The sequence below is a fragment of the Caulobacter sp. 602-2 genome (genome assembly GCF_011043625.1).
Classification (GTDB): Bacteria; Pseudomonadota; Alphaproteobacteria; order Caulobacterales; family Caulobacteraceae; genus Caulobacter.
The window spans coordinates 849,243-874,687 of record NZ_JAAKGT010000001.1 but is presented as its reverse complement, the minus strand read 5'-3'; the positions used below and the strand labels follow the sequence as shown (position 1 = coordinate 874,687).

15 protein-coding genes are annotated in these 25,445 nt (G+C 67.5%); 12 read left to right on the top strand and 3 right to left on the bottom strand.

Features of this window, described 5'->3' with window-relative positions; genetic code table 11:
* From gspG to gspN, 8 genes are read left to right on the top strand one after another with little or no spacing between them, the layout of a single operon-like run.
* Positions 1 to 447, top strand: coding sequence for a type II secretion system major pseudopilin GspG (gspG, locus tag G5B46_RS04005; protein ID WP_165256248.1), 447 nt, complete (start codon positions 1 to 3; stop codon positions 445 to 447).
* Positions 431 to 913, top strand: coding sequence for a GspH/FimT family pseudopilin (locus G5B46_RS04000; RefSeq protein WP_240903297.1), 483 nt, complete (start codon positions 431 to 433; stop codon positions 911 to 913). The genes gspG and G5B46_RS04000 overlap by 17 nt, the downstream gene beginning before the upstream one ends.
* Entirely contained in the window at positions 894 to 1,265 is a 372-nt protein-coding gene (gene gspI, locus G5B46_RS03995; RefSeq protein WP_165256244.1) for a type II secretion system minor pseudopilin GspI, read from the top strand. The genes G5B46_RS04000 and gspI overlap by 20 nt, the downstream gene beginning before the upstream one ends.
* Positions 1,262 to 1,852 carry a type II secretion system minor pseudopilin GspJ gene (gene gspJ / locus G5B46_RS03990; RefSeq protein ID WP_165256242.1) on the top strand — a complete coding sequence of 197 codons (591 nt, stop codon included), beginning with the start codon at positions 1,262 to 1,264 and terminating at the stop codon, positions 1,850 to 1,852. Before gspI ends, gspJ begins: the two co-directional genes overlap by 4 nt.
* The gene (gspK, locus tag G5B46_RS03985) at positions 1,849 to 2,823 is read left to right on the top strand and encodes a type II secretion system minor pseudopilin GspK (protein WP_165256240.1); all 975 of its coding nucleotides are present in this window, start codon (positions 1,849 to 1,851) and stop codon (positions 2,821 to 2,823) included. Before gspJ ends, gspK begins: the two co-directional genes overlap by 4 nt.
* The gene (gene gspL / locus G5B46_RS03980; RefSeq protein ID WP_165256238.1) at positions 2,820 to 3,896 is read left to right on the top strand and encodes a type II secretion system protein GspL; all 1,077 of its coding nucleotides are present in this window, start codon (positions 2,820 to 2,822) and stop codon (positions 3,894 to 3,896) included. Before gspK ends, gspL begins: the two co-directional genes overlap by 4 nt.
* On the top strand, positions 3,893 to 4,369 hold the full coding sequence (locus G5B46_RS03975; protein ID WP_165256236.1) for a type II secretion system protein M: 477 nt from the start codon (positions 3,893 to 3,895) through the stop codon (positions 4,367 to 4,369). The genes gspL and G5B46_RS03975 overlap by 4 nt, the downstream gene beginning before the upstream one ends.
* The gene (gene gspN / locus G5B46_RS03970; protein WP_165256234.1) at positions 4,366 to 5,082 is read left to right on the top strand and encodes a type II secretion system protein N; all 717 of its coding nucleotides are present in this window, start codon (positions 4,366 to 4,368) and stop codon (positions 5,080 to 5,082) included. Before G5B46_RS03975 ends, gspN begins: the two co-directional genes overlap by 4 nt.
* Here gspN and G5B46_RS03965 read toward each other — a convergent pair.
* Entirely contained in the window at positions 5,053 to 5,817 is a 765-nt protein-coding gene (locus G5B46_RS03965) for an A24 family peptidase (RefSeq protein WP_165256232.1), read from the bottom strand. The two genes, gspN and G5B46_RS03965, sit on opposite strands and share 30 nt — an antisense overlap.
* A gap of 296 nt (positions 5,818 to 6,113) precedes the next feature.
* On the opposite strand from G5B46_RS03965, the gene G5B46_RS03960 reads away from it, so the two are divergent.
* On the top strand, positions 6,114 to 8,282 hold the full coding sequence (locus tag G5B46_RS03960) for a type I secretion system permease/ATPase (protein ID WP_346764864.1): 2,169 nt from the start codon (positions 6,114 to 6,116) through the stop codon (positions 8,280 to 8,282).
* The gene (locus G5B46_RS03955; protein WP_165256230.1) at positions 8,279 to 9,676 is read left to right on the top strand and encodes an HlyD family type I secretion periplasmic adaptor subunit; all 1,398 of its coding nucleotides are present in this window, start codon (positions 8,279 to 8,281) and stop codon (positions 9,674 to 9,676) included. The genes G5B46_RS03960 and G5B46_RS03955 overlap by 4 nt, the downstream gene beginning before the upstream one ends.
* Before the next feature lie 1,061 nt (positions 9,677 to 10,737).
* On the opposite strand, the gene G5B46_RS24265 is transcribed toward G5B46_RS03955, so the two are convergent.
* Positions 10,738 to 11,292, bottom strand: coding sequence for a hypothetical protein (locus G5B46_RS24265; RefSeq protein ID WP_165256228.1), 555 nt, complete (start codon positions 11,290 to 11,292; stop codon positions 10,738 to 10,740).
* Positions 11,293 to 11,391: 99 nt separating this feature from the next.
* Positions 11,392 to 11,952, bottom strand: coding sequence for a hypothetical protein (locus G5B46_RS24260; protein ID WP_165256226.1), 561 nt, complete (start codon positions 11,950 to 11,952; stop codon positions 11,392 to 11,394).
* A 768-nt stretch (positions 11,953 to 12,720) separates the two neighbouring features.
* Between G5B46_RS24260 and G5B46_RS24255 the strand changes: the two genes are divergently transcribed.
* A complete protein-coding gene (locus G5B46_RS24255) occupies positions 12,721 to 24,879 on the top strand; it encodes a cadherin domain-containing protein (protein WP_346764863.1) in 12,159 nt (4,052 codons plus the stop codon).
* Positions 24,879 to 25,427: a toxin-activating lysine-acyltransferase gene (locus tag G5B46_RS03895; protein WP_165256224.1), complete on the top strand. Its 549-nt coding sequence runs from the start codon at positions 24,879 to 24,881 to the stop codon at positions 25,425 to 25,427. Before G5B46_RS24255 ends, G5B46_RS03895 begins: the two co-directional genes overlap by 1 nt.
* Positions 25,428 to 25,445 lie beyond the last annotated feature (18 nt).

Genomic DNA, 25,445 nt, shown 5'->3' with positions numbered 1-25,445 from the left:
ATGCGCGCCCTTGACAAAACCCGCCGCCGCGCCCGCGAAGCCGGCTTCACCCTGGTGGAGATGATGGTCGTCATCGTCATCCTGGGCCTTCTGGCCACCGTCGTGGCGATCAACGTCCTGCCCAGCCAGGACAAGGCCATGAAGGAAAAGGCCCGCGCCGACGTGGCCGTGCTGGAGCAGGCGCTTGAGGGCTATCGCCTCGACACCTTCGCCTTCCCGCGCACCGAAGACGGCCTGCAGGCTCTGGTGACGCCGCCGGCCAGCCTGGCCCAGCCCGACCGCTACCGCGAGGGCGGCTATGTGCGCCGCCTGCCGAAGGACCCCTGGGGCGCCGACTATCAGTACCGCTCGCCGGGCCGGCATGGGGCGATCGACGTCTTCTCGTTCGGCGCCGACGGCCGCGAGGGCGGCGAGGGCAAGGACGCCGACATTGGCAACTGGGGCTGACATCCAGCGCCCGCCCGGACGCCAGCGGCGAGAGGGCTTCACCCTCGTCGAACTCATGATCGTCCTGGTGATCATGGGGCTGCTGGCCGGCGCGGTGGTGCTGGCGCTGCCGGACGGCCGCCTCAGCCTGCCGCAGGAGGCCGAACGCTTCGCCGCGGCCCTGCTGCGCGCGCGCGACGAGGCCGTGTTCCGCGGCGGGCAGGTCCGCGTGGTGGCGGCTGGCGGCGTCTACCGGTTCGAGCGCCGCGCGGGCCGCGACTGGCGGCCCCTGGACGAGGCGCCGTTCCGGGCTCGGCCGTTCGAGGACGGCACGCAGTTCACGGCGGCGCCCGATGCGACCGTGGTCTTCGATCCCACAGGGCTGGCCAACCCCACCGAGTTCACCTTCGCGCGCGGACAGGCGCGCCGCACCGTCGTCGTCGACCTGGCAGGGAACGTCTCGCTCGATGCCCCGCGCCCCTTCTGAAGCCGGCTTCACGCTGATTGAGCTGCTGGTCGCCCTGGCGATCTTCAGCCTGGCGGTGCTGGCCCTGCTGAACCTCGCCGGCGAGAACACGCGCGCCGGCGGTCGGCTTTCCGACCGCGTTCTGGCCGAGGTGGTGCTGGACAACCGCGCTGTGGAAGCCATGGCCAGCGCAACGCCGCTCGCCATCGGACGCAGCGCCGGGATCGAGACGGCCGGCGGCAGGCCCTGGGCCTGGACGCGCCAGGTCAGCCGCACCGCCGATCCCGCCATCGTTCGCGTCGACATTGTCGTCGCAGCGCCTCGCGCGCGGGCGCCGCTGGCCCGGGCCTCGCTGTTTCGGGGCGCGCGATGAAGGGCTTCACCCTGGTCGAGATGCTGGTGGCGGTGCTGATCTTCGCCCTGATCAGCGCGGCGGGCGTGGCCGTGATGGGCTCGACCCTCTCCAACCAGGGCGCGGTGCGCGCGACGGTCGATCGTCATGCCGAGCTGCAGCGCGCCCGGGCCATCCTCAAGGCCGACCTCTCGCAGGCCGCAGCCCGCCGCACGCGCGGCGAGGACGGCCGTCCGGCCCTGACCGCCTTCGCCGGCGGTGATCCCTGGGGCGGCGGCGGCCCGCTGCTGGCGTTCGTGAGGCGCGGCTGGGAGAACCCCGACGCCGACCCCCGCGCCTCGCTCCAATATGTCGAGTACACTCTGGTCGAGGGTCGCCTGGAGCGCCGCGCGCGCCCGGCGCTGGACGGCGCGCGCCTGGGTCCGCCGCAGGTGCTGCTGCGCGATGTCGACGGCGTCCGGCCCGCCTTCCTGTTCAATGGAGCGTGGACGCCGACCTGGAAGGGCAATCCGCAGACCGACATCCCGACCGCGGTCCGTCTCGACATGACGCTGGCCGACCTTGGCCGGGTCGACCAGCTGTTCCTGACCTCGGGAGAGGGGCGATGAAGCGCGCTCACGAGGAAGGCGCGGCCCTGCTGACGGTGCTGCTGATGGTCGCCGTCATCGGCATCATCGCCGTCGGGGTGCTGGAAGACATCCGCTTTGGCCTGCGCCGCTCGTTCAACGCCCAGGTCGGCGGCCAGGCGCGCTGGTACGCCCTCGGCGGCGAGCAGATGGCCCGCTCGCGGATCGATCAGCTTCTGGCGCGCGACCCCGGCAAGACGTCGCTGGAAGGCGACTGGAACGGACGGTCCGTGGAATTCCCGATCGAGGGCGGCGTGATCCAGGCCCGTCTCGTCGACGCCACCGGATGCTTCAACCTCAACAGCGTGGTCGAGGCCGACCAGGGCGAGCCCTTCCGCCACCGCGAGCTGGGCGTGCGCCAGTTCGCCAGCCTGATGACCCTGCTGGGCGCGCCCGACGGCCCAGGCCTCGCCGAAGGCCTGACGCAATGGATCGACAGCAACGACGTGGGGCCGGCGGGCTTGGAGGACGACGGCTACGCCTCGGCCGAGGCTCCGTATCGCACGGCCGGCGCGCCGCTGGCCGAGGTCAGCGAACTGCGAGCCGTGCGCGGCTTCGACGCCAAGGTCTACGCCCTGCTGCGCCCCCATGTCTGCGCGTTGCCGACCACCGACCTGTCGCCGATCAACGTCAACACCTTGCCCCAGGAGCGGGCCGTGCTGCTGTCGGCGATCACCTTGGGGTCCGTCTCGCCCGAGAACGCCCGCCAGGCGCTCGCCGCGCGTCCGACGGGCGGCTGGTCGGACCCTGAGGCCTTCTGGGGCCAGCACGCCCTGGCCGGCGCGGCGCTGGCCGACGGCGTCCGCGACCAGGCGCGCTTTCGCACCCGCTACTTCTCGCTGGAAAGCCGTGTCGGCCTGGCCGGCGGCGAAACCTTCATGACCTCGCTTTTCGAAGCCGGCCCGACGAACCGCGTCCGTCTCGTCGCCCGGCGCTGGACCCTGGAAGAATGACCCGTCTGCTGCTTCTCCCCGAAAGGCCCGACGAGGCCGCCGAGATCGTCGAGGCCGGCGCCCACGGGCCGGTGCGCCGCAAGCTGCTGCCTAGCGGGCAGGGCGGCGGCTCGGCCGTGCTCGTCCTGCCGGGCGCCAAGGCCGTGACCCGCTGGCTCGACCTTCCGGCCGGCAGCCCCGCCCAGGCGCGGGCCGCGGCGGTCTTCCGGATCGGCGACGCCGTCGCGTCCGGCGCCGAACGCCTGCACCTGGCCGTGGGCGAGCGCGACGCCGAAGGACGGGCGCTGGTGGTCTGGATCGACCGCGAAGAGTTGCGCTCGGGCCTGGAGGCGGCGCAGGCGCGAGGCGTCGTCGTCACCGGCGCCGTGCCCGACTACCTGCTGCTGCCGAACGACGCCGAAGGCCGCACCGTCCTGGCCTCGTTCGGCGAGCGGCTGGGCGTGCGAGCCGAGGGTCTGGCGTTCGGCGTCGAGCCCGAACTGGCGTCGGCGGTGGTTGGCGACCGGCCGCACCGCTACATCCCGGCTTCCGAGCTCGACGGCTGGCTGCTGGCGAGCGCGGCGCGCCCGCCGGTCGATCTGCTGCAGGGCCAGTTCGCGCCGCGCGCCCAGGGGGAGGCCCTCCGCTGGAAGCGCCTGGCCGTTCTGGCCGTCCTGGTCTTGGTCTCGCCGCTGCTCCTGCCGTTGGCGCAGATCGGCAAGGACGGGCTGGAAGCCCGCGAGCTCGAACGTCGCAACGCCGCCCTGGCCGTGCGCATGGTTCCGGAAGCTGCGCGCTACGGCGATCCGGCGCGATACGCCGTCGGCCGGCTGCAGGCGCGCGGGCGGCAGGGGTTCGGCGATCTCGCCGCCAGCTATCTCGCTGCGGTGCGGGCTGTGCCGGGCATGCGCCTCGACACCCTGGTCCATGGCCAGGACGGCGCGATCCGCTCGTCGGTCTCCTATGCCAACTATTCAGACATGGACCAGCTGCGCGAGGCGCTGAAGGGCGGGGGGCTCGACGTCGTCGAGCAGGGAACGGTCACCGAAGGCCAGCGCGTCACCAGCGACCTGATCGTCCGGAGCAAGCCATGAGCCAGATCCTGGAAACCGCGCGCCAGATGTGGGACGGCCGCACGCCGCGCGAGCGGGTCATGCTGGCAGTCATGGCCGCGGCGCTCCTGGGCGTCGGCGGCTTCTATGGCGTGGTCACGCCCCTGAAGCGGGCGAGCGGGGAGACCCGCGAACGCCTGCAGGCGGCCCGCGAGCAGGCCGCCGCGCTGAAGCTCGCTTCGGTCAAAGCCGCGCCGCCCAGGCCCGACATCCGTCCGGTGGCAACGATCGTGGAAACCAGCGCCGCAGGCCTTGGCGTGCCGATCGCGCGCAAGCGCCAGGAAGGCGAGGGCGCCTTCACGATCTGGATCACCGCCATCGAAGGGCGCGCCCTGTTGCCGTGGGTCGCGTCGCTGGAGCGCCAGAGCAGCCTCCGCGTCGACGGCTTCACCGCCTCGCGCCTCGACAACGGCCTGGTCGAGGCCGAAATCACCTTCGCCAGGACGACGCCATGAAGACGCGGACGATGATCGCGGTGCTGGCGGGGCTGAGCGTCGCTGCGGTCGCGGCCCTGACCCCGGCGACCGTGTTGACGGGCCAGCTGGCCGAGGGCGCGGCGCTGCGGGTTTCCGAGGCGTCCGGCACGGTCTGGCGCGGCCGTGTCGCGCTTGCCACCGCCCAGGGGCGCAGGTTGGGAAGCTTCCAGATCGGACTTTCGCCCTGGGCCTTGCTCGCGGGCGATCTCCGCGTGCACGCCAAGGACAAGGTCGCCGGTCGCGCCTTCATCCTGCGCGCCGGGCGCGACAAGGGCGTGCAGGGTCTGAACGGTCCGATCTCGCTGGGCGCCGATCAGTTGCCCGGGCGTATCGAGGCCACGGGCGTGACCGCGCTGTTCCGGGACGGCCGCTGCCGGCGCGCCGCAGGCCAGATCCGCTTCCGCGCCGCCCAGGATCCCTTGCTGGCGGGAGCGACATTCTCGGGTGCGCCGGCCTGCGTGGGCGGAGACTGGGTGGCGCGGCTGACGCCGACCGGCGGCGCGGGCGCCGTGATCACCTTGCGTGCGGACGGCGCGGGGCGGCTCCAGGCCGAGATCGCGGCGGTCACGGCCGATCCCCTACTGGTGCAGGCCGCGCTCGATCGGGGCTTCGTCAAGGACGCCGCAGGCGTCCGGCGCATCGTCACCGCGCGACTTGTCCTGTCAGCCGAGAAAGCCGTGAAGCGGCCCTAGCAGCCAGGTCAGCCAGGCGCCGATGGCCAGGAACACGCCGAACGGCAGGCGCTGGTCCAGCGTCACCTGGCGGCGCAGGGCCAGCTGCGCCAGGGCGACGCTGATCCCGGCCAGCCCCGCCCAGACGACGACCGAGGGCAGGGCGCTCCAGCCCGTCCAGGCGCCGATGGCGCCCAGCAGGCGAGGATCGCCGCCGCCAAGGCCTTCCCGCCCACGAAGGCGCTTGTAGGCCCAGGCCAGCAGCCACAGCGACGCAAAGCCGACCGCCGCGCCTAGCAAGGGCGCCCAGACCGGTTCGCGCAGCACCAGGATCGAGACCGCAAAGCCGGCGGCCCCCAGCGGCAGGGTCAACCGGTCAGGCAGCCAGAAGTGCTCGCCGTCGATCACAGCCAGCAGCAGCAGCCACCATCCGAAAAGAGCCGTCGCCAGCGCCACCGGACCGTCGAAGGCCGCCGCGCTCCAGGCGCCGATCAGCAGGCACGCCACCTCCAGCAACAGGTATCGGCGCGGGATTGGCGCGCCGCAGCGGCCACACCTGCCACGCAGCGCCAGAAAGCTGATCAGCGGGATCAGGTCGAGCGGGCCGAGTTTCCGACCGCAACCGTCGCAGGCCGAGCGGCTCGCCGCCCACGGCCGTTCCGCCGGCAGGCGCAGGGTCAGCAGGCCGATGAAACTGCCCACGAACGGTCCCAGGACGACCGCGGCCAGTGTCCAGAAGATCTCGCTAACCTGCATGGCGGCCGATGGGCCCCTTCGTGCTCTGCTTCGATTTCGCCGGGATACCCTGCCTGGAGCGCGACGGCCAACCGCCCGCGTCCATGTCGGTCCCTGGCCGCAGTCATCCGGCGGAATCCGCTGTACGACTTTTCGGGGAGGGCGCGGGCAAACTGTAGCAAAAGGTGTGGATAAGGCGAAGCTAAACACAGCCGTTGGTTGTCATCAATTACAGTTGTGCAACGATGCTTCCAACTTGGTGGGGTTGAGTATGTGGGGCGTTCGTCAGATCCGGTTCTCCTGCATGGAGAGCCGTCGTGCCGCTTGATGGCGATGCGGCGTTCGACGTTTCGAACGCGCCTGCGACCCCGTTGCTCACCGCCTTCGTGGCGGTGGCCGCCTTCCTGAACATCAGCCTGGATCCCGAGCAGCTCTCCCACAGCCTGGGCGTGCCGGCCGCAGACCTGTCGCCGGGCGATCTGCTGCGACTGGCCAAGCGGCTGGAGATCCGCGCCAAGCTGGCCTCGTCCCGTATCGATCGGATCGAGCGGTTGCCGTCGCCGGCCCTGGCGCTGCGCAAGGACGGAACGTGCATGGTCCTGCTGCAGGCCCAGGGCGGCCGGCTGCTGGTCTACGACGTGGACGCCGGTCGGCCGATGGCTCTGGACGCGGTCGAGGCCGGCGCGATCCTGAGCGGCCAGTTCCTGCTGATGACCACGCGCGAGCATGTCGCGGGCGGGGCGCGGCGGTTCGACGTCAGCTGGTTCATCCCGGCCCTGGTCAAGTACCGCAACCTGCTGCGCGACGTGCTGCTGGCCTCGCTGTTCCTGCAGGTATTGGGCCTGATCACCCCGATGTTCTTCCAGGTGGTGATCGACAAGGTCCTGGTCCACAAGAGCCTGACCACGCTGGAAGTGCTGGCCGTCGGCCTGCTGGTGGTCTCGGTCTTCGACGTCGCCATGGGCGGCTTGCGCACCTACCTGTTCTCGCACACGACCAGCCGGGTGGACGCCGAGCTCGGCTCCAAGCTCTTCTCGCACCTGACCCATCTTCCGATGGCCTATTTCCAGAGCCGGCGGGTCGGCGACTCCGTGGCGCGCGTGCGCGAGCTTGAGAACATCCGCGAGTTCCTGACCTCGTCGGCCCTGACGGCCGTTCTCGACCTGCTGTTCGCCTCGATCTTCCTGGCCGTGATGTGGCTCTACAGCCCCTGGCTGCTGCTGATCGTGCTGATCACCCTGCCGCTCTACGCGGCGGTGGTGCTGCTGGTCGGGCCGGCCCTGCGTCGCAAGCTCGACGAGAAGTTCGCCCGCGGGGCCGAGAACCAGTCGTTCCTGGTCGAGGCGGTGACCGGCGTCGAGACGCTGAAGGCCCTGGCGGTCGAGCCGCAGATGCAGGCCCGCTGGGAGCGGCAGCTGGCCGGCTACATCAAGTCGAGCTTCGATGCGCGCATGCTGTCCAATTGGGGCTCCCAGGCGATCCAGCTGATCAACAAGCTGGCCGGCGTGGCCTTGCTGTTCTTCGGCGCCCGGCTGGTGGTGGGCGACAACCTCACCGTCGGCGAACTGGTGGCCTTCAACATGCTGGCCGGCCAGGTCTCGGGCCCGGTGCTGCGCCTGGCCCAATTGGCCCAGGACTTCCAGCAGGCGCGCCTTTCGGTCGAGCGGCTGGGCGACATCCTCAATTCCCCGACCGAACCGGTGGCCTCGACCTCGCGCTCGCGCCTGCCGGCCATCGAGGGCCGCATCGCGCTGGAAAAGGTGTCGTTCCGCTACAAGGCCGACGGCCCGCAGGTGCTGACCGACCTCGACCTGGAGATCGCGCCGGGCGAGGTGATCGGCGTGGTCGGGCCCTCGGGCTCGGGCAAGTCGACCCTGACCAAGCTGATCCAGCGCCTCCACACGCCCGAGCGTGGCCGCGTGCTGGTCGACGGCGTCGACCTGGCCGTGGTCGATCCGGCCTGGCTGCGCCGCCAGGTGGGCGTGGTGCTGCAGGAAAACATCCTCTTCAATCGCACGGTGCGCGAGAACATCGCCCTGGCCGATCCGGCCATGCCGATGGAGACGGTGGTGGCCGCCGCCAAGATGGCCGGCGCCCACGAGTTCGTGCTCGAACTGCCCGACGCCTACGACACGGTCATCCACGAGCGCGGGGCCAACCTGTCGGGCGGCCAGCGCCAGCGCCTGGCGATCGCCCGGGCCCTGGCCGCGCGGCCCAAGATCCTGATCTTCGACGAGGCGACCTCGGCCCTCGACGCCGAGAGCGAGGAGATCGTCCAGGCCAACCTCAAGGGCATGGCCCACGGACGCACGGTGATCATCATCGCCCACCGCCTGTCGGCCGTTCGTCAGGCCGACCGCATCGTCACCGTCGAGCGCGGCCGCATCACCGAGATCGGCGACCACCATGAACTGCTGCGCCAGGGCGGCCGCTACGCCCAGCTCTATCGCAAGCAGATGGGCGTGACCGAGGGAGGCGCGGCGTGATCGCGACCCTGACCCGTCACTGGGACGTGCTGCAGGACAGCCTGCGCGACGCCCGCAAGGCCGAGCGGGAAAAGACCCCGCGCGACGAGACCGCCTTCCTGCCGGCCGCGCTCGAGGTGCTGGAGACCCCGCCCAACCCGATGGGGCGGGCGATCCTCTGGTTCATCATGGTCTTTCTGGCGCTGGCCCTGGCCTGGTCGATCCTGGGCAAGGTCGACGTCGTCGCCGCTGCCCAGGGCAAGACCGTGCCGCGCGGCCAGGTCAAGGTCATCCAGCCGGCCGACTACGGCGTGGTGCGGGCCCTGCACGTGGTCGAGGGTCAGAGCGTGCGCGCCGGCCAGCCGCTGATCGAGCTCGACCCCACCACCACCAGCGCCGACGTCGCCCAGGCCCGCCAGAGCCTGCTCAGCGCCGAGATCGACGCCGAGCGCGCCAAGGCCCTGGTGCGCTACGCCGGCGGCGGCGGGACCGGCTTCATTGCGCCTGGCGGGGCCGACGGCGAGACGGTCGCCACCCAGCGCGCCTTCGTCGCCGCCAAGAAGGCCGAGCAGTCGGCCATCGTCTCGGGCCTGCAGGCCGACCTTGGCCAGCGCGAGGGCGAGCTGCGGATGATCGACAACGAGATCGAGAAGCTGCGCGCCCAGATCCCGCTGCTGACCGATCGCCTCGACGGCTTCAAGTCGCTGGCCCGCCAGGGCTACGCCCCGCGCATGCGGGTCTCGGAGATGGAGCAGCAGCTGGTCGGCATGCGCCAGGATCTCGCGATCCGCCACGCCGAGCGCTACAAGGCCGCGGCCGCGCTCGCCTCGGCCCGCGAACAGCTGGCCAAGGCCCGCGGCGGCTTCTCGCGCGAGGTGCTCGACGCCCTCACCGAGGCCGAGGCCAACCGCCGCCTGCGCGGTGAGGAGCTCTCCAAGGCCAGCGAGAAGGCCCGCCTGACCGTGCTCAAGGCCCCGCAGGACGGGGTGATCCAGCAGCTGCAGGTCCACACCCTGGGCGGTGTGGTCAAGCCGGCCGACCCGCTGATGGTGCTGGTGCCGCGCGGCGGCGAACTGATCGTCGAGGTCCAGCTGCTCAACCGCGACGCCGGCTTCGTCCGCGAGGGCCAGCCCGTCGAGGTCAAGCTCGAGGCCTTCCCCTTCACCCGCTACGGCGTGATCCACGGCGTGGTCGAACACGTCAGCCGCGACGCCATAAAGGACGAGAAACAGGGCCTAGTCTACGCGGCCATTGTCCGCCTCAAGGACCCCTGGATCTCCGTCGACGGCCGCCGCATCGCCGTCACCCCCGGCATGGCCGCCACCGCCGAAATCAAGACCGGCCGCCGGCGGATCATCAGTTACCTGCTGTCGCCCCTGGCGCGCCGGGTGCTCGAAGGGGGGCGGGAGCGATGAGGGCCTCTCCCAGCACGGGAAGTAAGGGGCGAGTGTTGGGGTGGGCGCGTACTTCAGCGATTACGATCGCTCTGACGTGTTCTTTCGTGCTTTCCGGGTGCGATTTTTCGCCTTCTGCTTTGAGGGGCAGGGTTGAGGCCAGATGCCTCGGAAGTAGTCGATCGATATCTCCTTGGGTCTATGTTCCGATTGAAAAGTACCCCGATCTTGTTCGTGATGGGCCTCATTTTGAAGCAAGAACGTCTGATTTTGAGGGGGGATATACGGGAAGTTCTGGCATAGTCTTTGCGCGCATAATGCCGTGTGTAGGTGTATCTCGTGATGTTATGCGGAATACTCCCTGTGAGGTTGTGGCTTCCAGATCAAAATTGACTGGTCGAGAATATATTCGGAGGGGCGGTATTCTATCTGACGGTCATTTCATACGAAATGATGACGGTAACATATTTGGTGCCTGCTATGGCGCAGAGGTATTTGGTCGCTCGGATCGAGAAAGTTCGATTTGTCGAATTTGGGTAATCGATCGAAGCGCGAGTGAGGGATTGTATCTGGTCGTTCCCGGGGCGGCCTCTGAAAAGATCCCGGATATATTGAAATCTGGTCGTCGTCTTCTGAAATTCAATGCGGGTTGTGGGGAAGGGTGAAGAGTCATGTCTAATGAAGCTGCAATTCGGATTAGCCCAGAGCTGAAGTCGTGGCTTATAAATTACAAGTCGACAAATCCTGCGAAATGGAATTCCGCATATCAAAAAATATATGACGAAGTTGGCGGCCAGCTCGACTCGAGTCGTAAATTCTGGCTTCAGCAGGCTATTGGCATAAATAAGGGTAGCAGTCTAGCTAGCATATTCATTCGATCGCATACTGCAATTGGCTTGGCGATGGCGGGGCGACCCGTGTCAAATCAGCTTCTGCAGAAAACCTCAAATGATATCGCTATTGAGTTTATTAACAGCGTTATCGATCGCGGCGAGGTTCCGTCGTTCAGAGATATTATTGAATACGATGTTTATGGCGCCATTACCGGCGGTGGAGTTGTCGATTTTGCTGGTTGGGGTGGGTCATTTTACTATTGGCACCAGGTTGTAACCTATCCAAGTGGAGGTGGTTCTGGGACAATTGGAAATTATATATTCTCCAATCCTGAACGGCTTCAAAGGTTCGTGGACACCACTGCATTGACAATGGTGAATATGATCCGTGATGGCGACATGAAGGTTTTGGAGAATTTCGCGGATTCTATGAGGGCTGCTGGCGGCGGATTTGTGCTTCCGGCCCTGGTTTTCTGGCGGATCGCCGACAAAGTTAGAAAGATTAGTGACGCAAGCAAGACGTTCGTCGGTTGGGATACGAGTGGATTTTCCGATCGACCCATTTATGAATATTCCGATCCGTTGCCGAATTTTGACGGCGGAGAAATAGTCAACAATGGCAAGGGGTTGGCTGCGCAGGATGTGGCCAAATTCCGCCGTCTGAATTTTAAAGAGCAGAATCAAGTCGACCAGTTGGAGGATGCCCTCAGAGGCATGGCCTTGATCCAAACGGACTTCGAGGATCTCAAGAATAACGCGGAAATGGGGGATATAGGCCGGCAGCTGGGTTCCGTATTTTCTCAACTTATTCAGACCAGTGATCCGTTGGCCAGAGTTTTGGTTGATGGCGTTTTCAGCACCATAGGCGAGAATGTGTTGGAGGGCATAGATGCCGGTGGTATCTTAATGCCGCTTAAGACGGGAGGAGCGTTTAATATCCTCTCTGACTTGCCGCAAGAATTGCTCAACAATCTGGCGGGTGCTGGACTCGGCGCGGTTTCTTCCTACTTGGCGGCCGAGTTGATCGACGCGCTTGGATTGGAGGGGACTGTCGTTGGCGATTTGGCCACCTCGATAGGTGGGCAAGCCATCGGGCAGATCATCACCAATCTCCCCACCTTCGCGCAAACTGGAACCGGGCTTTTTGCCGGCCTTGGCTCGATAAAGGTTGGCAACATCCTCGCCAGCTATGCGGGTGGGAAGCTTGCTGACGCCGTCTGGAAGCCGTCGAGCGCCTACGGTCAGATCGGTGCGTCCATTGGTCAGGGGATCGGCGCCATTCGGGCCGCGATGTTCCTGAAGACGATGGGCTTCAACATCTATACGTTTGCTGCCGCAGTGCTGATCGTCGCTATCGACAAGATAACGGGCGGACTGATCGGTTCTATGTTCGGCGCCTCGAAGTCTTATGCGACTGTCTCTTGGGACGATGGTAGCGAAAGCTATAAAGTTTACGACATTCACGCCAAGCGCGGCGGGTCCCGCGACGCCGCTGCAGCGCTTGCGGGCAGCGTTGCCGATGGCCTTAATGGCGTTCTGCAGACGACTGGAGGGACGCTTCTCGGTGAAAGCGGTCTAAAGCCGCAGTTCGGAATGCGTAACAACCAATATGTCTATTGGAATCGCAATCCTGGCGGTCAGTACCGATCGAAAGATATGGGGGAAATCATATCTGCCGGCCTCTACGATGGTCTGACAGATATGGTGACGCGTTTGGCGGGGGGCGACATTTACCTAAAACGCACCCTGGCTGCTCAGCTTAGAATGTCAGATTATACCGACTTCGATGTGCAGTCTTTGGTCGGTGATTTTTCGATTGCAGCAGACTACGCGAAGTATCTGCTTGAACCTGCGACGATTAACGCGCTCATAGCTGCAGAGCCTGGGAGCGCCTTCGCGGCTGGTTGGGCCCTTACGTTCGCGCGCGTGCAGGAACTTGGTCTCGACAAGCGCAGCTTCACGGACTGGATCGGGGGGTGGACGGTCTTCTTGGACGAGGTCGCCGACGGGATGATCGACGGCAACTCGGTCTTCACAGGTATCCTCAATCATGTCCTTCAAGATGGAATGCGTCGGTACGAGTTCGTAGACGAACTTGGAGAGGTTATCGCCACGCTTGGCGATCAGATCGACGAAGGCAGTAAGTCCAAGATAGACGGATCTTCCGCTGCGGATGTGATCATGATCACGGGCGACAAAGTCTTGTTCGCTCCTGGCGTCACTTTGGATGCAGTGCAGCTCGATACTAGCGGCAACCTCATCCCCGTCGCCGCCGTCATCAATGCCGGCGCGGGCGACGACTATGTCCAGGCCGGTGATCTCGGCAACGACGTCCTCGGCGGTGAAGGCGACGACGTCCTGGTCGGCGGCAAGCTGGACGACTGGCTGTTCGGCGAGGACGGCGACGACGTGCTGTTCGCGGGCGACGTGGTGTCGGCCGGGGTGGTGTCGCAGGCGACGCTGCTGGCCGGCGGGGCGTTCGACCAGGAGGCCGCGGTCGCGGTCAATGGCGGCAACGGCGACCTGCTGGACGGCGGGGCGGGCAACGACCGTCTCTACGGCGGCAAGGGCTCGGACTGGCTGAAGGGCGGCGAGGGCGTCGACCTGCTGGTCGGCGGTGCCGGCGGCGACATTCTCGAGGGCGGGGCCGGCGACGACCAGGGCGCCGAAGGCGCGGCCGCCATCCTCGGCGGCGCGGGCTCGGACCAGTACGTGTTCGGCTTCGGCGACGGCCGGGACGTGATCTTCGACGAGTCCGATCCGGCCGGCGTGGCCGGGGCGACAGCGGACTCGATCTACAGCCGCATCAGCCAGATGAACGCCGGCCTCTTGGCCCGCAACTGGGCCGGCGGCGGCGACTACGAGGTCGACGGCTCGGTCAAGGGCGGCGAGGACGCGATCGTCTTCGGCCTGGGCGTGGGCATGGACAATCTGATCATGCGCCGCTCCAGCGAGGACGGCGTGACGGGCATGGACCTGATCATCGAGCTGGTGGTCAAGAACGACGCCGGCCAGATCGTTCCGACCGGCGACGTGCTGACCATCAAGGATTGGTTCGAAAGCACCCGCAAGGTGGAGTGGCTGCGCTTCGCCAACGGCGACGAGGTGCGCATCGCCGACATCACCTCCTACATCGTCGGGGTGGCCGGCAATTCGGTGATCATCGGCACGGCCGGCGCCGACTGGATCGTCGGCACCGACGGGGCCGACAAGATGTTCGGCCTGGCCGGCGACGACTTCGGTTTCGGCGGTCTGGGCAACGACCTGGTGTCCGGCGACGCCGACAACGACCTGGTGGCCGGCGGTGGCGGCGACGACGTCGTCATCGGCGGCGCGGGCAACGACACGGTGCTGGGCGACGGCGGCGCCGACCGCCTCTACGGCGGTTCCGGCTCCGACATCCTGGCCGGCGGCAAGGGCGACGACATCGTCATCACCGGGGCCGGCGACGACGTCATCCGCTATGCCCGCGGCGACGGCCGAGACACGGTGTCGGACGAGCTGGTCAACAACTGGGAGGTCGTCTGGCAGAACGGCGCCTACGTCAACGGCTACGTCCTCAACGCCGACGGCACGGTGACCAAGAACGGCGACGTCTATTTCGACAGCACCCAGTGGGTGGACGGCTACAACTACGACTACGACGACACGACCAAGACCCTGCGCCGCCATCTGGGCGCCCTGAACGGCGTCGAGGCCGCCAACAGCGGCGTCGACACCTTGGAGTTCGCCATCGGCGTCGACGTCCAGGACCTGCTGCTGCAGCAGGTGGGCTCGGACCTGCGGATCGTCGTCTCGTCGGTCGATTCCAGCGTCGGCTTCACCGGCGCGGCCGACAGCGTGACGATCAAGGGCTGGTGGTCGGCCACGGGCGTCGAGCAGCGCCCGATCGAGAAGTTCAGCTTCGCCGCCACCGGCGTCAGCAACATGATCTCCTACACCGTGGTGGGCGGCGGCACCGATCTTGCCGACACCCTGACGGGCACGGCGGCCGGCGACTGGATCACGGGCGGCGGCGGCGACGACGTCATCGACGGCGGGGCGGGCAACGACCTGATCACCGGCGGTGACGGCTTCGACGTGCTCAAGGGCGGCCTCGGCGGCGACTTCCTCTACGGCGGGGCCGGCGACGACGTGCTCGAAGGCGGCGACGGCGCGGACTACCTGTTCGGCGGGGCGGGGGTCGACGTGGCCTCCTACGCCTCGGCGGTCAACGCGGTGCGGGCCTATCTCGACGCCAGCTGGGCCAACAGCAGCGCGGCCAAGGGCGACGTCTACACCGACATCGAGGGCCTGGAAGGCACGGTCAACGCCGACCGCCTGGCCGGCTCGGCGGGCGATGATCGCCTGATCGCCGGCAAGGGTTCGGACCGGATGTGGGGCGGCGCCGGCGACGACACCTACGAGTTCAATCTCGGCGACGGCGCCGAGGTGGTCTACGAGGGCGTGTTGGTCGTCGAGGAGGTGGTCAACACGGCCGGGGTGCTGGACAGCGCCTTCGTCGCCGAGTGGACCCTGCTGCAGTACGGTCCGGCCACGGGCGTCACCGGCGACTTCTACCAGTATCAGCTGGTGGTGCGCCGGGTGTCCGACAGCGCCGTGGTCTATGAGAGCCGCGCCGGGGTCGACTTCCTCTACACCGCGCCGCAGGCGGCCGCGCCGGCCGGCACGGCCTGGCCCTACAGCAACCAGCAGTGGAAGGGCACGGCCTCGCGGTCGGGCAACGGGGCGCAGGTCGTCAACGAGCGGATCGACGCCGGCGACGGCGGCTCCGACACCCTGGCCATGGGCGTGGGGATCAGCTTCTCGAACCTGACCATCACGCGCGGCAGCGCGGGCCTGAAGGTCGCGGTCGACAGCAACAACTACGTCACCATCAACACCTACGCCGCCGCCGGCGGCGCGGTGGAGACCCTGCTGCTGGCCGACGGCCAGTCGGCCGACCTGACCAAGGTCCGGCTGGTCGGGGAGACGGCGACGGCCGACGACGACTTCGTCATCGGCCAGGGCACGGCCGACGTGCTGCACGGCCTGGCCGGCAACGACGTGATCGCGGGCGGCGCCAACAGCGACAAGCTCTATGGCGACGAGGGCGACGACGTCCTCGAAGGCGGGCTGGGGGCCGACACGCTCGACGGCGGTACCGACAGCCAGACCGACGGCCAGGCGGCCACGGCCGGCTCGGGCTGGGGCGACACCATCCGCTACGTCCTCAGCGACGCGGCGGTGGCGATCGACCTGGCGACCGGCGCGGCCTCTGGCGGTCATGCCCAGGGCGACATCATCGTCATGGCCAATGGCGTCAGCACGATCGAGCACGTGGTCGGCTCGGACGGCTTCGGCGACACCCTGCAGGGCGATGCGCGCGGCAACCGGCTGTTCGGTCTCGGCGGCAACGACACGCTGGACGGCCGCGACGGCGACGACGTCCTGGTCGGCGGCGAGGGCAACGACGTCCTGCTGGGCGGGGCCGGCGATGACGCCCTGTCGGGCGAGGCCGGCATCGACCTGCTGGAAGGCGGGGCGGGCAACGACATCCTGGCCGGCGGCGCGGGCGACGACACCCTGAAGGGCGGCGACGGCGACGATCAGCTGACCGGCGACGACGGCGTCGACGAGCTCTGGGGCGGGGCGGGCAAGGACCGCCTTTCCGGCGGGGCCGGCGACGACGAGATGTACGGCGATGACGGCGACGACGAACTGGTCGGCGGCGACGGCGACGACTCGCTCACCGGCGGCGCCGGCAACGACACGCTGGTCGGCGGCGCGGGCAGCGATGTGCTCGACGGCGGCTCGGGCGACAACGTCTACGTCTTCGACGCCAACTCGGGCGCGGATACGGTTGAAGGTCGCACCGGCGTCAGCGCGCAGATCGTGCTGACGGGGGTGACGGCCGATCAGGTCTGGTTCAGCCGCTCGGGTTCCGACCTGATCATCAGCATCCTGGGCACGGACACGCAGATCACCGTGCTGGGCGGCGAAATCGGCCGATCCAGCTCCAAGGTCAAATCGATCGCGCTGGATGACCGCACGCTCTACATCTCCGGCTACACGCCGTACTTCAACGCCATGCAGACGGCGTCCGCCACCGTGCCGGAGGCCATGCCCCAGTCGGTGAAGGACCTGATCGCGTCCTACTGGCACCTGGGCGGAAAGGCTGCGCCCGTCGTCAGCCCCTTCACGGCGACGATCAACGAAGACAACACCATTTCCGGAAGCGTCGGAGCCCTCGACCCCAACAACAACATCACCGGCTATTCGCTGGCGACCGGTCCGGCGTTCGGCAGCGTGACGCTCGCGACGAACGGCTCCTGGACCTACGTTCCGAACGCCGACGCCAACGGCCAGGATTCTTTCGTCATCGCAGTGACCGACGCCGATGGCTTCACGGTTCAGCAGACCGTTTCGGTGACCGTCAATCCGGTCAACGACGCGCCCAGGCAGATGTTCCTGTCCAAGGCGACGGTGGCCGAGGGGGCGTTGACCGATCGAACGGTCGGGGCGTTCAGCGCCGCCGATCCCGACAATGCCGCCTCGGAGCTGGTCTACAGCCTGCTCGACAGCGCCGGCGGCCGGTTCGAGCTGTCGCCGAGCGGCGTGCTCAGCGTCCGCGAGGGCGTGGTGCTCGACCGGGAAGCGCAGTGGCAGCACCAGATCGTCGTTCGGGTCACCGACAATCAGGGTGCAAGCATCGATGTTCCCTGGACGATCGAGGTCGAGAACGTCAAGGAAGCGCCCTACGTCGTCGTTCATTCGTCGGGCATCGCAGAAAATCAATTTGGCGGGGTCACTGCGGCGGTGCTGAGCGGGGCGGATCCCGACATCCAGCAAGTAACGCTGTCGCTCATCGACGACGCGGGTGGTCGCTTCGTGCTGTTCAGCAGCGGTGAACTGGTGATTACGCGCGGCTTTGACTACGAGTCCGCCGACGGCGCGGGCTACGACGTCAAGATCCTGGCCACGGATCCCGACGGTCTGAGCTCGGTGCTGACGTTGCACATCGACGTGCACGACGTCGCCGAGGCGCCGGTGGGCCTGCAGTCGCTTGCCCCGCTGCGTGTCGTCGAAAACGCTCTGGGGGCGACAGTCGGTCAGTTCGCGGCCACCGATCCCGACGGCGGCGTGCTGACCTATACGCTCGATGAGGCCACGCCGTACTTCGAAATGACGTCGAACGGCGTGCTGAAGACCTCGACCTCGGCCGTTCTCGACTATGAGGCGGTGAAGACGCGCGACATCAAGGTGCGCGTCACCGACGCGACCGGGCTGTCGATGGTCAAGACCTTCACGGTGACCATCGACAACGTCAACGAGGCGCCGAACGCGCCCGTGTTGTCGCCGACGCTCAACCAGCTCACGCCGACGGGTATCCTGGCGGCCGGTTCGACCATCGCGACGTTCACGCTCAGCGATCCGGACGGAACGACGCCGACCCTTGTGATGGCCAGCGTGGGCGAGGCGGCCAACCGCTTCGCCATCTCCGGCAACATGATCATTCTGAAGCCGGGACTGACCCTCAAGTTCGAGTCCCTGGTCGCGGCCGGTTGGGCCGTGGCCGACAGTGATGGCGACGGCGCGCTGGAAGCCACGTTGGACATCTCCGTCGCCGCCAGCGACGGAAGCCTGACGTCGGCGCCCACGACGGTCACGCTGCGGGTCGAGGACTTCAACGATCCGCCCACCGACGTGGTGCTGAACCTCAGCCTCGCGGGCATCGTCGAGCGAGACCGCGTCGGCGCCGAGATCCAGGAAGCGGTCAAGGTCGGGGTTCTTGTCGGAACCGATGTCGATATGCCCTACGGCAGCACGTTCGGCGATCTGGTCTACAAGACCACGGACTCCCGCTTCGAAATCCGCAACGGCAACGAGTTGTGGCTTAAGGCCGGCGCGATGGCGTCTCTCGACTATGAGACGGCCGCTACGGTCCAGGTCTTCGTTCAGGTGTTTGACAAGGCTGGCGCCGCCGGCGGCTACGGCCTTGGCAAGTATGTCACCATCAACGTTCTCGATCGCGATGACGTGCTGATCGGCACCGTCGCGGGTGAGACGCTGAACGGTCAGTCCGGTCGCGACATCATCTACGGCCTTGGCGGCGCCGACGTGCTGCAGGGGCTGGCGGGCAACGACGACCTGTACGGCGGCGACGGCGCCGACGACATCCGTGGTGGGGTGGGCGCCGACAAGCTTTACGGCGAACTCGGCGACGACACCCTGCGCGGCGAAGACGGCGACGACCTGCTGGACGGCGGCGTAGGTGTCGACAAGCTCTACGGCGGAGCCGGTCGCGACCAGCTCTGGGGCGGCGACGGTGACGACGTGCTCGAGGCCGGCGACGGCGACGACCGTATCACCGACTGGACCGGCGACATCTGGAGCAAGCCCGTCAACGGCTTCGTCCGGGCCGGGGAGGGCAACGACGTCATCATCGACGGGGCCGGTCAGGATGCGTCCTGGGGCGAGGGCGGCGACGACATCTACGTCGTCCACCAGGACGGCGGCGCGACCATCGACACCTTCGATGGCGGCGCCGGCTCCAACACGGTTTCGTACTCGACCTTCACCGCCGGCTTCAGCCTTGATCTCAGCAACCGCCTGGCCTCAGACGCGAACGTCGCCGTCGGCTATGGCGACCACTTCCTGAACGTCCAGCACGTCATCGGCTCAGGCTTCGACGACAACATCGGCGGCGACGCCAACGCCAACGTGCTGACCGGTGGTGGCGGCAATGACACCCTTACGGGGCGCGCCGGCAACGACGTGCTCGAAGGGGGAGCCGGCAACGACACGCTGTACGGCGGCACGGGCGACGATCGCCTCTATGGCGGCGACGGCGACGACTACCTGTCGGCCGAAGCGGGCAACGACGTCCTCGACGGCGGCGCGGGCAACGACACCCTGATCGGCGGCGACGACAGCGACACCTACCTGCTGGACATCAACTCCGGCGCCGACACGATCTACAACTACGACCCCAACGGCGACGACATCGACGTCCTTGGCTACAAGGACATCAACCGCGAGCGTCTGTGGTTCCAGCGCAGCGGCAACGACCTGGTCGTGTCGGTGATCGGAACCACGGTCGTGACGACGATCAAGGACTGGTACCTCGTGGCCACGGCCAGCGAGCGCGCCAACTACAAGATCGACTTCATCATCAGCGGCGAGCACTACGCCAAGCAGATCAACGCCGAAGGCCTGGTCGACCTGATGAGCGGCCACGCCAAGCCGACGACGCAGGCGGCCTATGACGCCCTGCGCCAGGACGCGATCTTCAACGCGCGCTGGATCGGCTACTGGGACGGCAACAGTGCGCCGACGATCAGCACGATCGCCAACCAGAGCATCGCCGAGGACGGTTCGGTCATCATCAGCATCGTCGTCACCGACGATCTGGCCCCGCCGCAGGGGGTGACGCTCACCGCCAAGGCGGTCGACCCCAACAACGCCAACACCGAAGACACGCGCATCATCGGAACCCCGACGATCAGCGCGCCCGACAACCAGGGCAACCGCACGATCACCATCGTGGCCAAGCCCAATGCGTCGGGCCTGGCGGCGGTGAAGCTGATCGCCGAGGATCCGGGCGGCGTGAAGAGCGAGCGGGTGTTCCAGGTGATGGTCAACGCCGTCGCCGACGCGCCCTCGATCGGCCAGGCGCGCCCGCTGGGCAACACCCTCGACGCGGGCTCGCTGGCGCTCGACATTCAGGCGGGCCTGACCGACCTCGACGGTTCCGAGACGCTGGAGATCCGCATCTCCAACATCCCGGCCAGCCTGGGCCTCAACAAGGGAACCAACCTGGGCGGCGGCGTCTGGTCGCTGAGCCCCGCGCAGCTGGCGGGCCTGGCCCTGGTCGGTCCGGCCAACTGGGCGGCCGATCTGGTCGGCGCCGCGGCGCTGACCGTGACGGCGATCTCCAAGGAGACGTCCAACGGTTCGGCCACAAGCGTCACGCGTACGCTGGAAGTGCCCATCAACGCGCGGCCCACGGGCGTTTCGGTCAGCAGCGGCGCGCTCACCATCGCCGAGCACACGGCCGAAGCGCCGCTGGCGGCCAACCAGTCGGTGGCGACGCTTCTCGGCGTCGACCCGGATGGCGATGCGCTGACCTATCGACTGATCGACCGTGGCGACGGCTGGGGCGTGGGGGGCAATGGCCGCTTCGTCATCGGCACGAGCGACGGCGTGCTGCGGGTCAACGACCGCACCGGCGTCAACTACGAGTCCGGTTCTACGGTGAGGATCTGGGTCGAGGTCTCCGACGCCTCGGGCATGACCTACGTCAAGGACTTCACGGTCAACGTCACCAATGTCAACGAACGTCCGACAAACCCGGAGGTCAGTCAGGTCGCGAGCATGCAGAATGAGGGCGTCTCGACCGACACCCTGATCGCGACGTTCTCGGCCACCGACCCGGACGGCACGACGCCGGGCTATGTCGACGTCTTCGACCGGTTCGACTGGTTCTACATCTCCGGCAACCAGCTGCGCCTGAAGGCTGGCGTCAACGTCGACTTTGAAGCTTTGAAGGGTCTGGCCGACAGCCAGCTCACGATCAGCGACAGCGATGGCGACGGCCGTTACGAGGCGGCGCTGGCGATCAGCGTGCGCTCGACGGACGGTGCATTGCAGTCGAATGCGGCGGCTCAGATCTGGTATCGTTTCGAGGACGTCAATGACGCGCCGACCGACATCACCGTCGGCGGCAGCCTGTCGGTGGCCGAGAACGCCGGCGTCGGCACGGTGGTGGGCGTGTTCTCCCGCACCGATCCCGACACGACGGACGGCGCGACCTACAGCATCGTCAGCGGCGCCAGTCCGTTCGCGTTCAGTGGGGCGAACCTCATAGTGAACGGCGGGCTGAACTACGAGGCGGCGGCGTCCTACAACCTGACGATCCGCGTCACCGACAGCTACGGCGCCTATTACGACGAGGTGTTCACGGTCGGCGTGACCAACGTCAACGAGGCTCCGACCGCGCCTTCGGTGCATCAGGTCGCCAGCATGAGCGGGGAGGGGGTCAGCAGCGATACGCTGGTGGCGACGCTTTCGGCTTCGGATCCCGACGGCACGACGCCGGGCTATGTCGAGGTGTTCGATCGGTTCGACTGGTTCTATGTCAGCGGCAATCAGCTGCGCCTGAGGGCCGGGATCAACGTCGACTTCGAGACCTTGAAGGGCCAGGCCAACGATCAACTCGTCATCAGCGACAGCGATGGCGACGGCCGCCTGGAGGCGGCGGTGGCCATCGTCGTCCGATCGACGGACGGTTCGCTGCAGTCCAACGACGCCAGCTGGCTCTGGTATCGCTTCGAGGACGTCAACGAGACGCCGACCGACTTCTGGCCGACGGGCGGACTGACGATCGCGGAGAATGCGAGCGTCGGCGCGGTCGTGACGCCCTTCGATCACAGCGACCCGGATGGCGACAATCTGACCTACCGCGTGGTCGGCGGCGGTCCGTTCGCCTTCAGTGGACCGAACCTGATCCTCAACGGGCCTCTGAACTACGAGGCGGTGACGTCCTACACCCTGACCATCGAGGCAAGCGATCCTTCGGGGGCTACACGCCAGGAACAGGTCACCGTCAACGTCGCCAACGTCAACGAGGCGCCGACCGACATCTGGGTCATCGGGGGCGGCGGGCTCAGCGTCGCCGAACGAACCGCGGAAGGCACGCTGCTGGCCTCGTTCGGCGGAACCGATCCCGAAGGCAACATCGTCAAGTACGAATTGGTCGGCGATGTCGGCGGGCGCTTCACCCTGGGCGCCAATGGCGAACTGAGGGTCGGGTCGGCGCCGATCAGCTACAACGATGGTGCGAGCCGGCCGATCACGGTGCGCGCCACCGACGCCGGCGGCCTGCAGTACGAAAAGACGTTCACCGTCAACGTGGTCGACATCAACGACGCGCCGTTCGTCAATGAAGCGACCATGACCGTTGTCGAGAACTCGGCTCCCGGCACGCCGGTTGGAACCGTTTCTCTCGGCGACCCTGACGTTGGTCTCAACGGAAAGCTCAAGGTCACCCTGTCGGGCTATGGCGCCGAGAACTTCGCGATCAACGAGGCCGGGCAGGTGGTCGTCCACGGCGCGATCAACTACGAGGCCCACCCCGGTCCCTACAATCTCACCGTCACGGTGGCCGATCAGGATGGGGCGGGCGAGCCGCGGAGCGCGTTGCTGACGATCAATGTCGCCAACGCCAACGAAGCGCCGGTGGTCACGACCTACCACACCAGCCAGACCGTCGGTAATCGCACGAAGGGTTCCTACTACGAGTTCGTCACCTTCCAGGGGGTGTCCTCGAGCGGTGGCGGTTCTCTGACCTTCACGCTGATGAACGGCATTTCGTGGTTTGGCCAAACGCTCTCGGCGGGGACGGTCGGTACGAGCAGCGATCCTTTGAAGATCAAGCTTCTCCACCAGCGCATCGATCCGTACGAGCCGGATGTTTGGACCTTCGAGGGGCTGATATCCCTATATGTCGTCGATGAGCGTGGTGAGTATGGCTACTACAACTACCAGGCCGGTTGGGGTGAGGTGACCCGCATCGCGCCGGTGGTGCTCGACCTCGACGGCGACGGCGTCAACCTGCCTGGCAGGCTGAGCAGCACGGTCGTCTTCGACCAGACCGGCCAGGGCGACGACGCCGCCATGGGCTGGATCTCGTCGGGCGACGGCTTCCTGGCCCTCGACCGCAACGGCGACGGCCGGATCGGCGACGTCACCGAGATCTCGTTCGTGAACGACGCGCTCGAAGCCATCTCCGACCTGGAAGGCCTGCGCGCCTACGACAGCAACGGCAACGGCTTCCTCGACGCCGGCGACGAGCGCTTCGGCGAGTTCCTCGTCTGGCGCGATCTCGACGGCGACGCGGTCAGCGACGAGGGCGAGCTGATGACGCTCACCCAGGCGGGCGTCACGGCCATCAATCTCACTCTGGAGACGGTCAACAGCGCTGCGTCCGACGACGACAGCTACATCCACGGCACGACCAGCTTCCAGCGGGCCGACGGCACGTGGGGGACCGCCGGCGACGTGATGCTGGCCGTCGCGCCGCAGGTCGAGCTGACGCTGGTCAGCACCGAGCCGCCGGCTGACGGCGAGCCGCCCGCTTCGGCGCCGGCTGAAGGCCAGGAGGCCAGCTCCGGCCTGCTGCCGCCCGTCGTCATCGATCTGGACGGCGACGGCGTGGAGCTCGTCTCGCGCTCGACCTCGACGGTTCGTTTCGACGTGCTGGGCGATGGCCAGGCGGTTCGCACCGGCTGGGTCGGCAAGGACGATGCGTTCCTGGCCCTCGACCGCAACGGCGACGGCGTCATCGGATCGGGGTCGGAGATCTCGTTCGTCCAGGATCTGGCCGGCGCGACCAGCGACCTGGAGGGGCTGGCGGCCTATGACACCGACGGCAACGGCGTGCTGGACGCCGCCGACGCGCGCTTTGGCGACTTCCTGGTCTGGCGCGACGCCAACCAGGACGGCGTCAGCCAGGCCGACGAACTGCGGCGGCTGAGCCAGGTCGGGATCGTCGGGCTCGACCTGACGGGCGCCAGGACCGGCGCCAGCCAGGCGGGCGCCCAGGACAACCTCGTCCTGGCGCATGCCAACGCCCTGCTGGAGGACGGCTCGTACCTGGCCGTGGGCGACGTCATGCTGTCCTACGACCTCAGCGCCGAGCCGGCCGTCAGGCCGCTGGGCGCGGAGGCCGCCGTCGAGTCCTCCGAACCCGACGCCCTGCTGACGCCGGTTCTTCCTTCCAGCGCGCTCTTCGGCGACGCCCTGGCTTCGCCTCACGCCTGGCGTGAAGCGCTCGTCGAGGAAGAGCTGGCCGCGTGGAACGGCGCCGAGACCTCGGTCACCGCTAAGGGGGCCTCCAACCAGCAGGTCTCCGCCGAGCAGGTCCTCGAGACCGCCGTCGACGCCTCCGCCGCGTCGAAGGCGGCCCAGGAGGAAAAGCCGCTCGACGAGATCGACCGCTCGTCGTCTTCCCCGGCCGCCGCCCAGCAGTCGCGGGCGGCATCGGGCGAGAACGTCGCGCAGCCGCAGGTCGACGAGCCGGCGACCGCCGGCGCGGGGGCCGATCCTGCGCTGCTGGCCGCCCTGGCGCCGGGCCGTCCGAGCAGCGCCGACCTGTCGGCGCTGCTGCAGGCGGGCGATCTGTCGGGGGCGGGCCTGTCGACCGCCGACTACGACTCCCTGATCGGGGCGCAGGCTCCCTCGGCGCTGGACGGCGGCCTGTCGCTGGCCCAGAAGAACCGTCTGAAGATGGTGCAGGCCATGGCCGGCTTCACCGTCGACGAGGGCGCATTCGGTCCGGACGCCCTGCGCGCCGGCCACGCCCAATCCCTGGCGCTGCTTACGGCGCTGCCTGATGTTCGAGCGTCCTGATGACCATTTCAGCTTCCATTTCTTCCGATCAGAGCCACGGTGCGCCCCGCACCGTGGCCGAGGCCCTCGGTCAGATCGTCTGGCTGCTCAGCCAGTCGCCGCTGCACCGTGAACTGAAGATCAAGGCGCTGGAGTGGTCGTTCATGCCGGCCGTCGTCAGCGAGCAGTTCCGCATCTTCCGCTTCGGTCCCACCCCGGGGCTGAGCGACGCCGACCCGGCCGAGTTCGCCAAGCTCGGCCTCACCCGCGAGGGCCTGGAGAGCCTGCCCCTGGGCGTGGCGATCTGGGCCAACCTGTCGGCGGCCGGCGAGGCCAAGCTTGAGGCCGGCGAGCCCCTGGAGGCCGCCGACTGGACCTCCGGCGATCGGCTCTGGCTGGTCGAGATGATCTCGCCGTTCGCCACGGCCGAGAACAAGCTGACCGAGATCATGCTGCTGGACCTGATGAACGGCCCGTTCGCCAACCGCCAGGTCAACCTGCACCGAACCGACCCCCAGACCGGCGAGCGCAAGCGCGTCACCTTCGGCGGACCCGTCGCCGCAGCCTGAGGAACTCCGTCGGCCGGC

Excerpts from the sequence above, each read along its gene's own strand:
- gspG (WP_165256248.1), top strand. The coding sequence starts at position 1 with ATGCGCGCCCTTGACAAAACCCGCCGCCGCGCCCGCGAAGCCGGCTTC.
- gspI (WP_165256244.1), top strand. The coding sequence starts at position 894 with ATGCCCCGCGCCCCTTCTGAAGCCGGCTTCACGCTGATTGAGCTGCTG.
- gspJ (WP_165256242.1), top strand. The coding sequence starts at position 1,262 with ATGAAGGGCTTCACCCTGGTCGAGATGCTGGTGGCGGTGCTGATCTTC.
- gspK (WP_165256240.1), top strand. The coding sequence starts at position 1,849 with ATGAAGCGCGCTCACGAGGAAGGCGCGGCCCTGCTGACGGTGCTGCTG.
- gspL (WP_165256238.1), top strand. The coding sequence starts at position 2,820 with ATGACCCGTCTGCTGCTTCTCCCCGAAAGGCCCGACGAGGCCGCCGAG.
- G5B46_RS03975 (WP_165256236.1), top strand. The coding sequence starts at position 3,893 with ATGAGCCAGATCCTGGAAACCGCGCGCCAGATGTGGGACGGCCGCACG.
- gspN (WP_165256234.1), top strand. The coding sequence starts at position 4,366 with ATGAAGACGCGGACGATGATCGCGGTGCTGGCGGGGCTGAGCGTCGCT.
- G5B46_RS03965 (WP_165256232.1), bottom strand. The coding sequence starts at position 5,817 with ATGCAGGTTAGCGAGATCTTCTGGACACTGGCCGCGGTCGTCCTGGGA.
- G5B46_RS03895 (WP_165256224.1), top strand. The coding sequence starts at position 24,879 with ATGACCATTTCAGCTTCCATTTCTTCCGATCAGAGCCACGGTGCGCCC.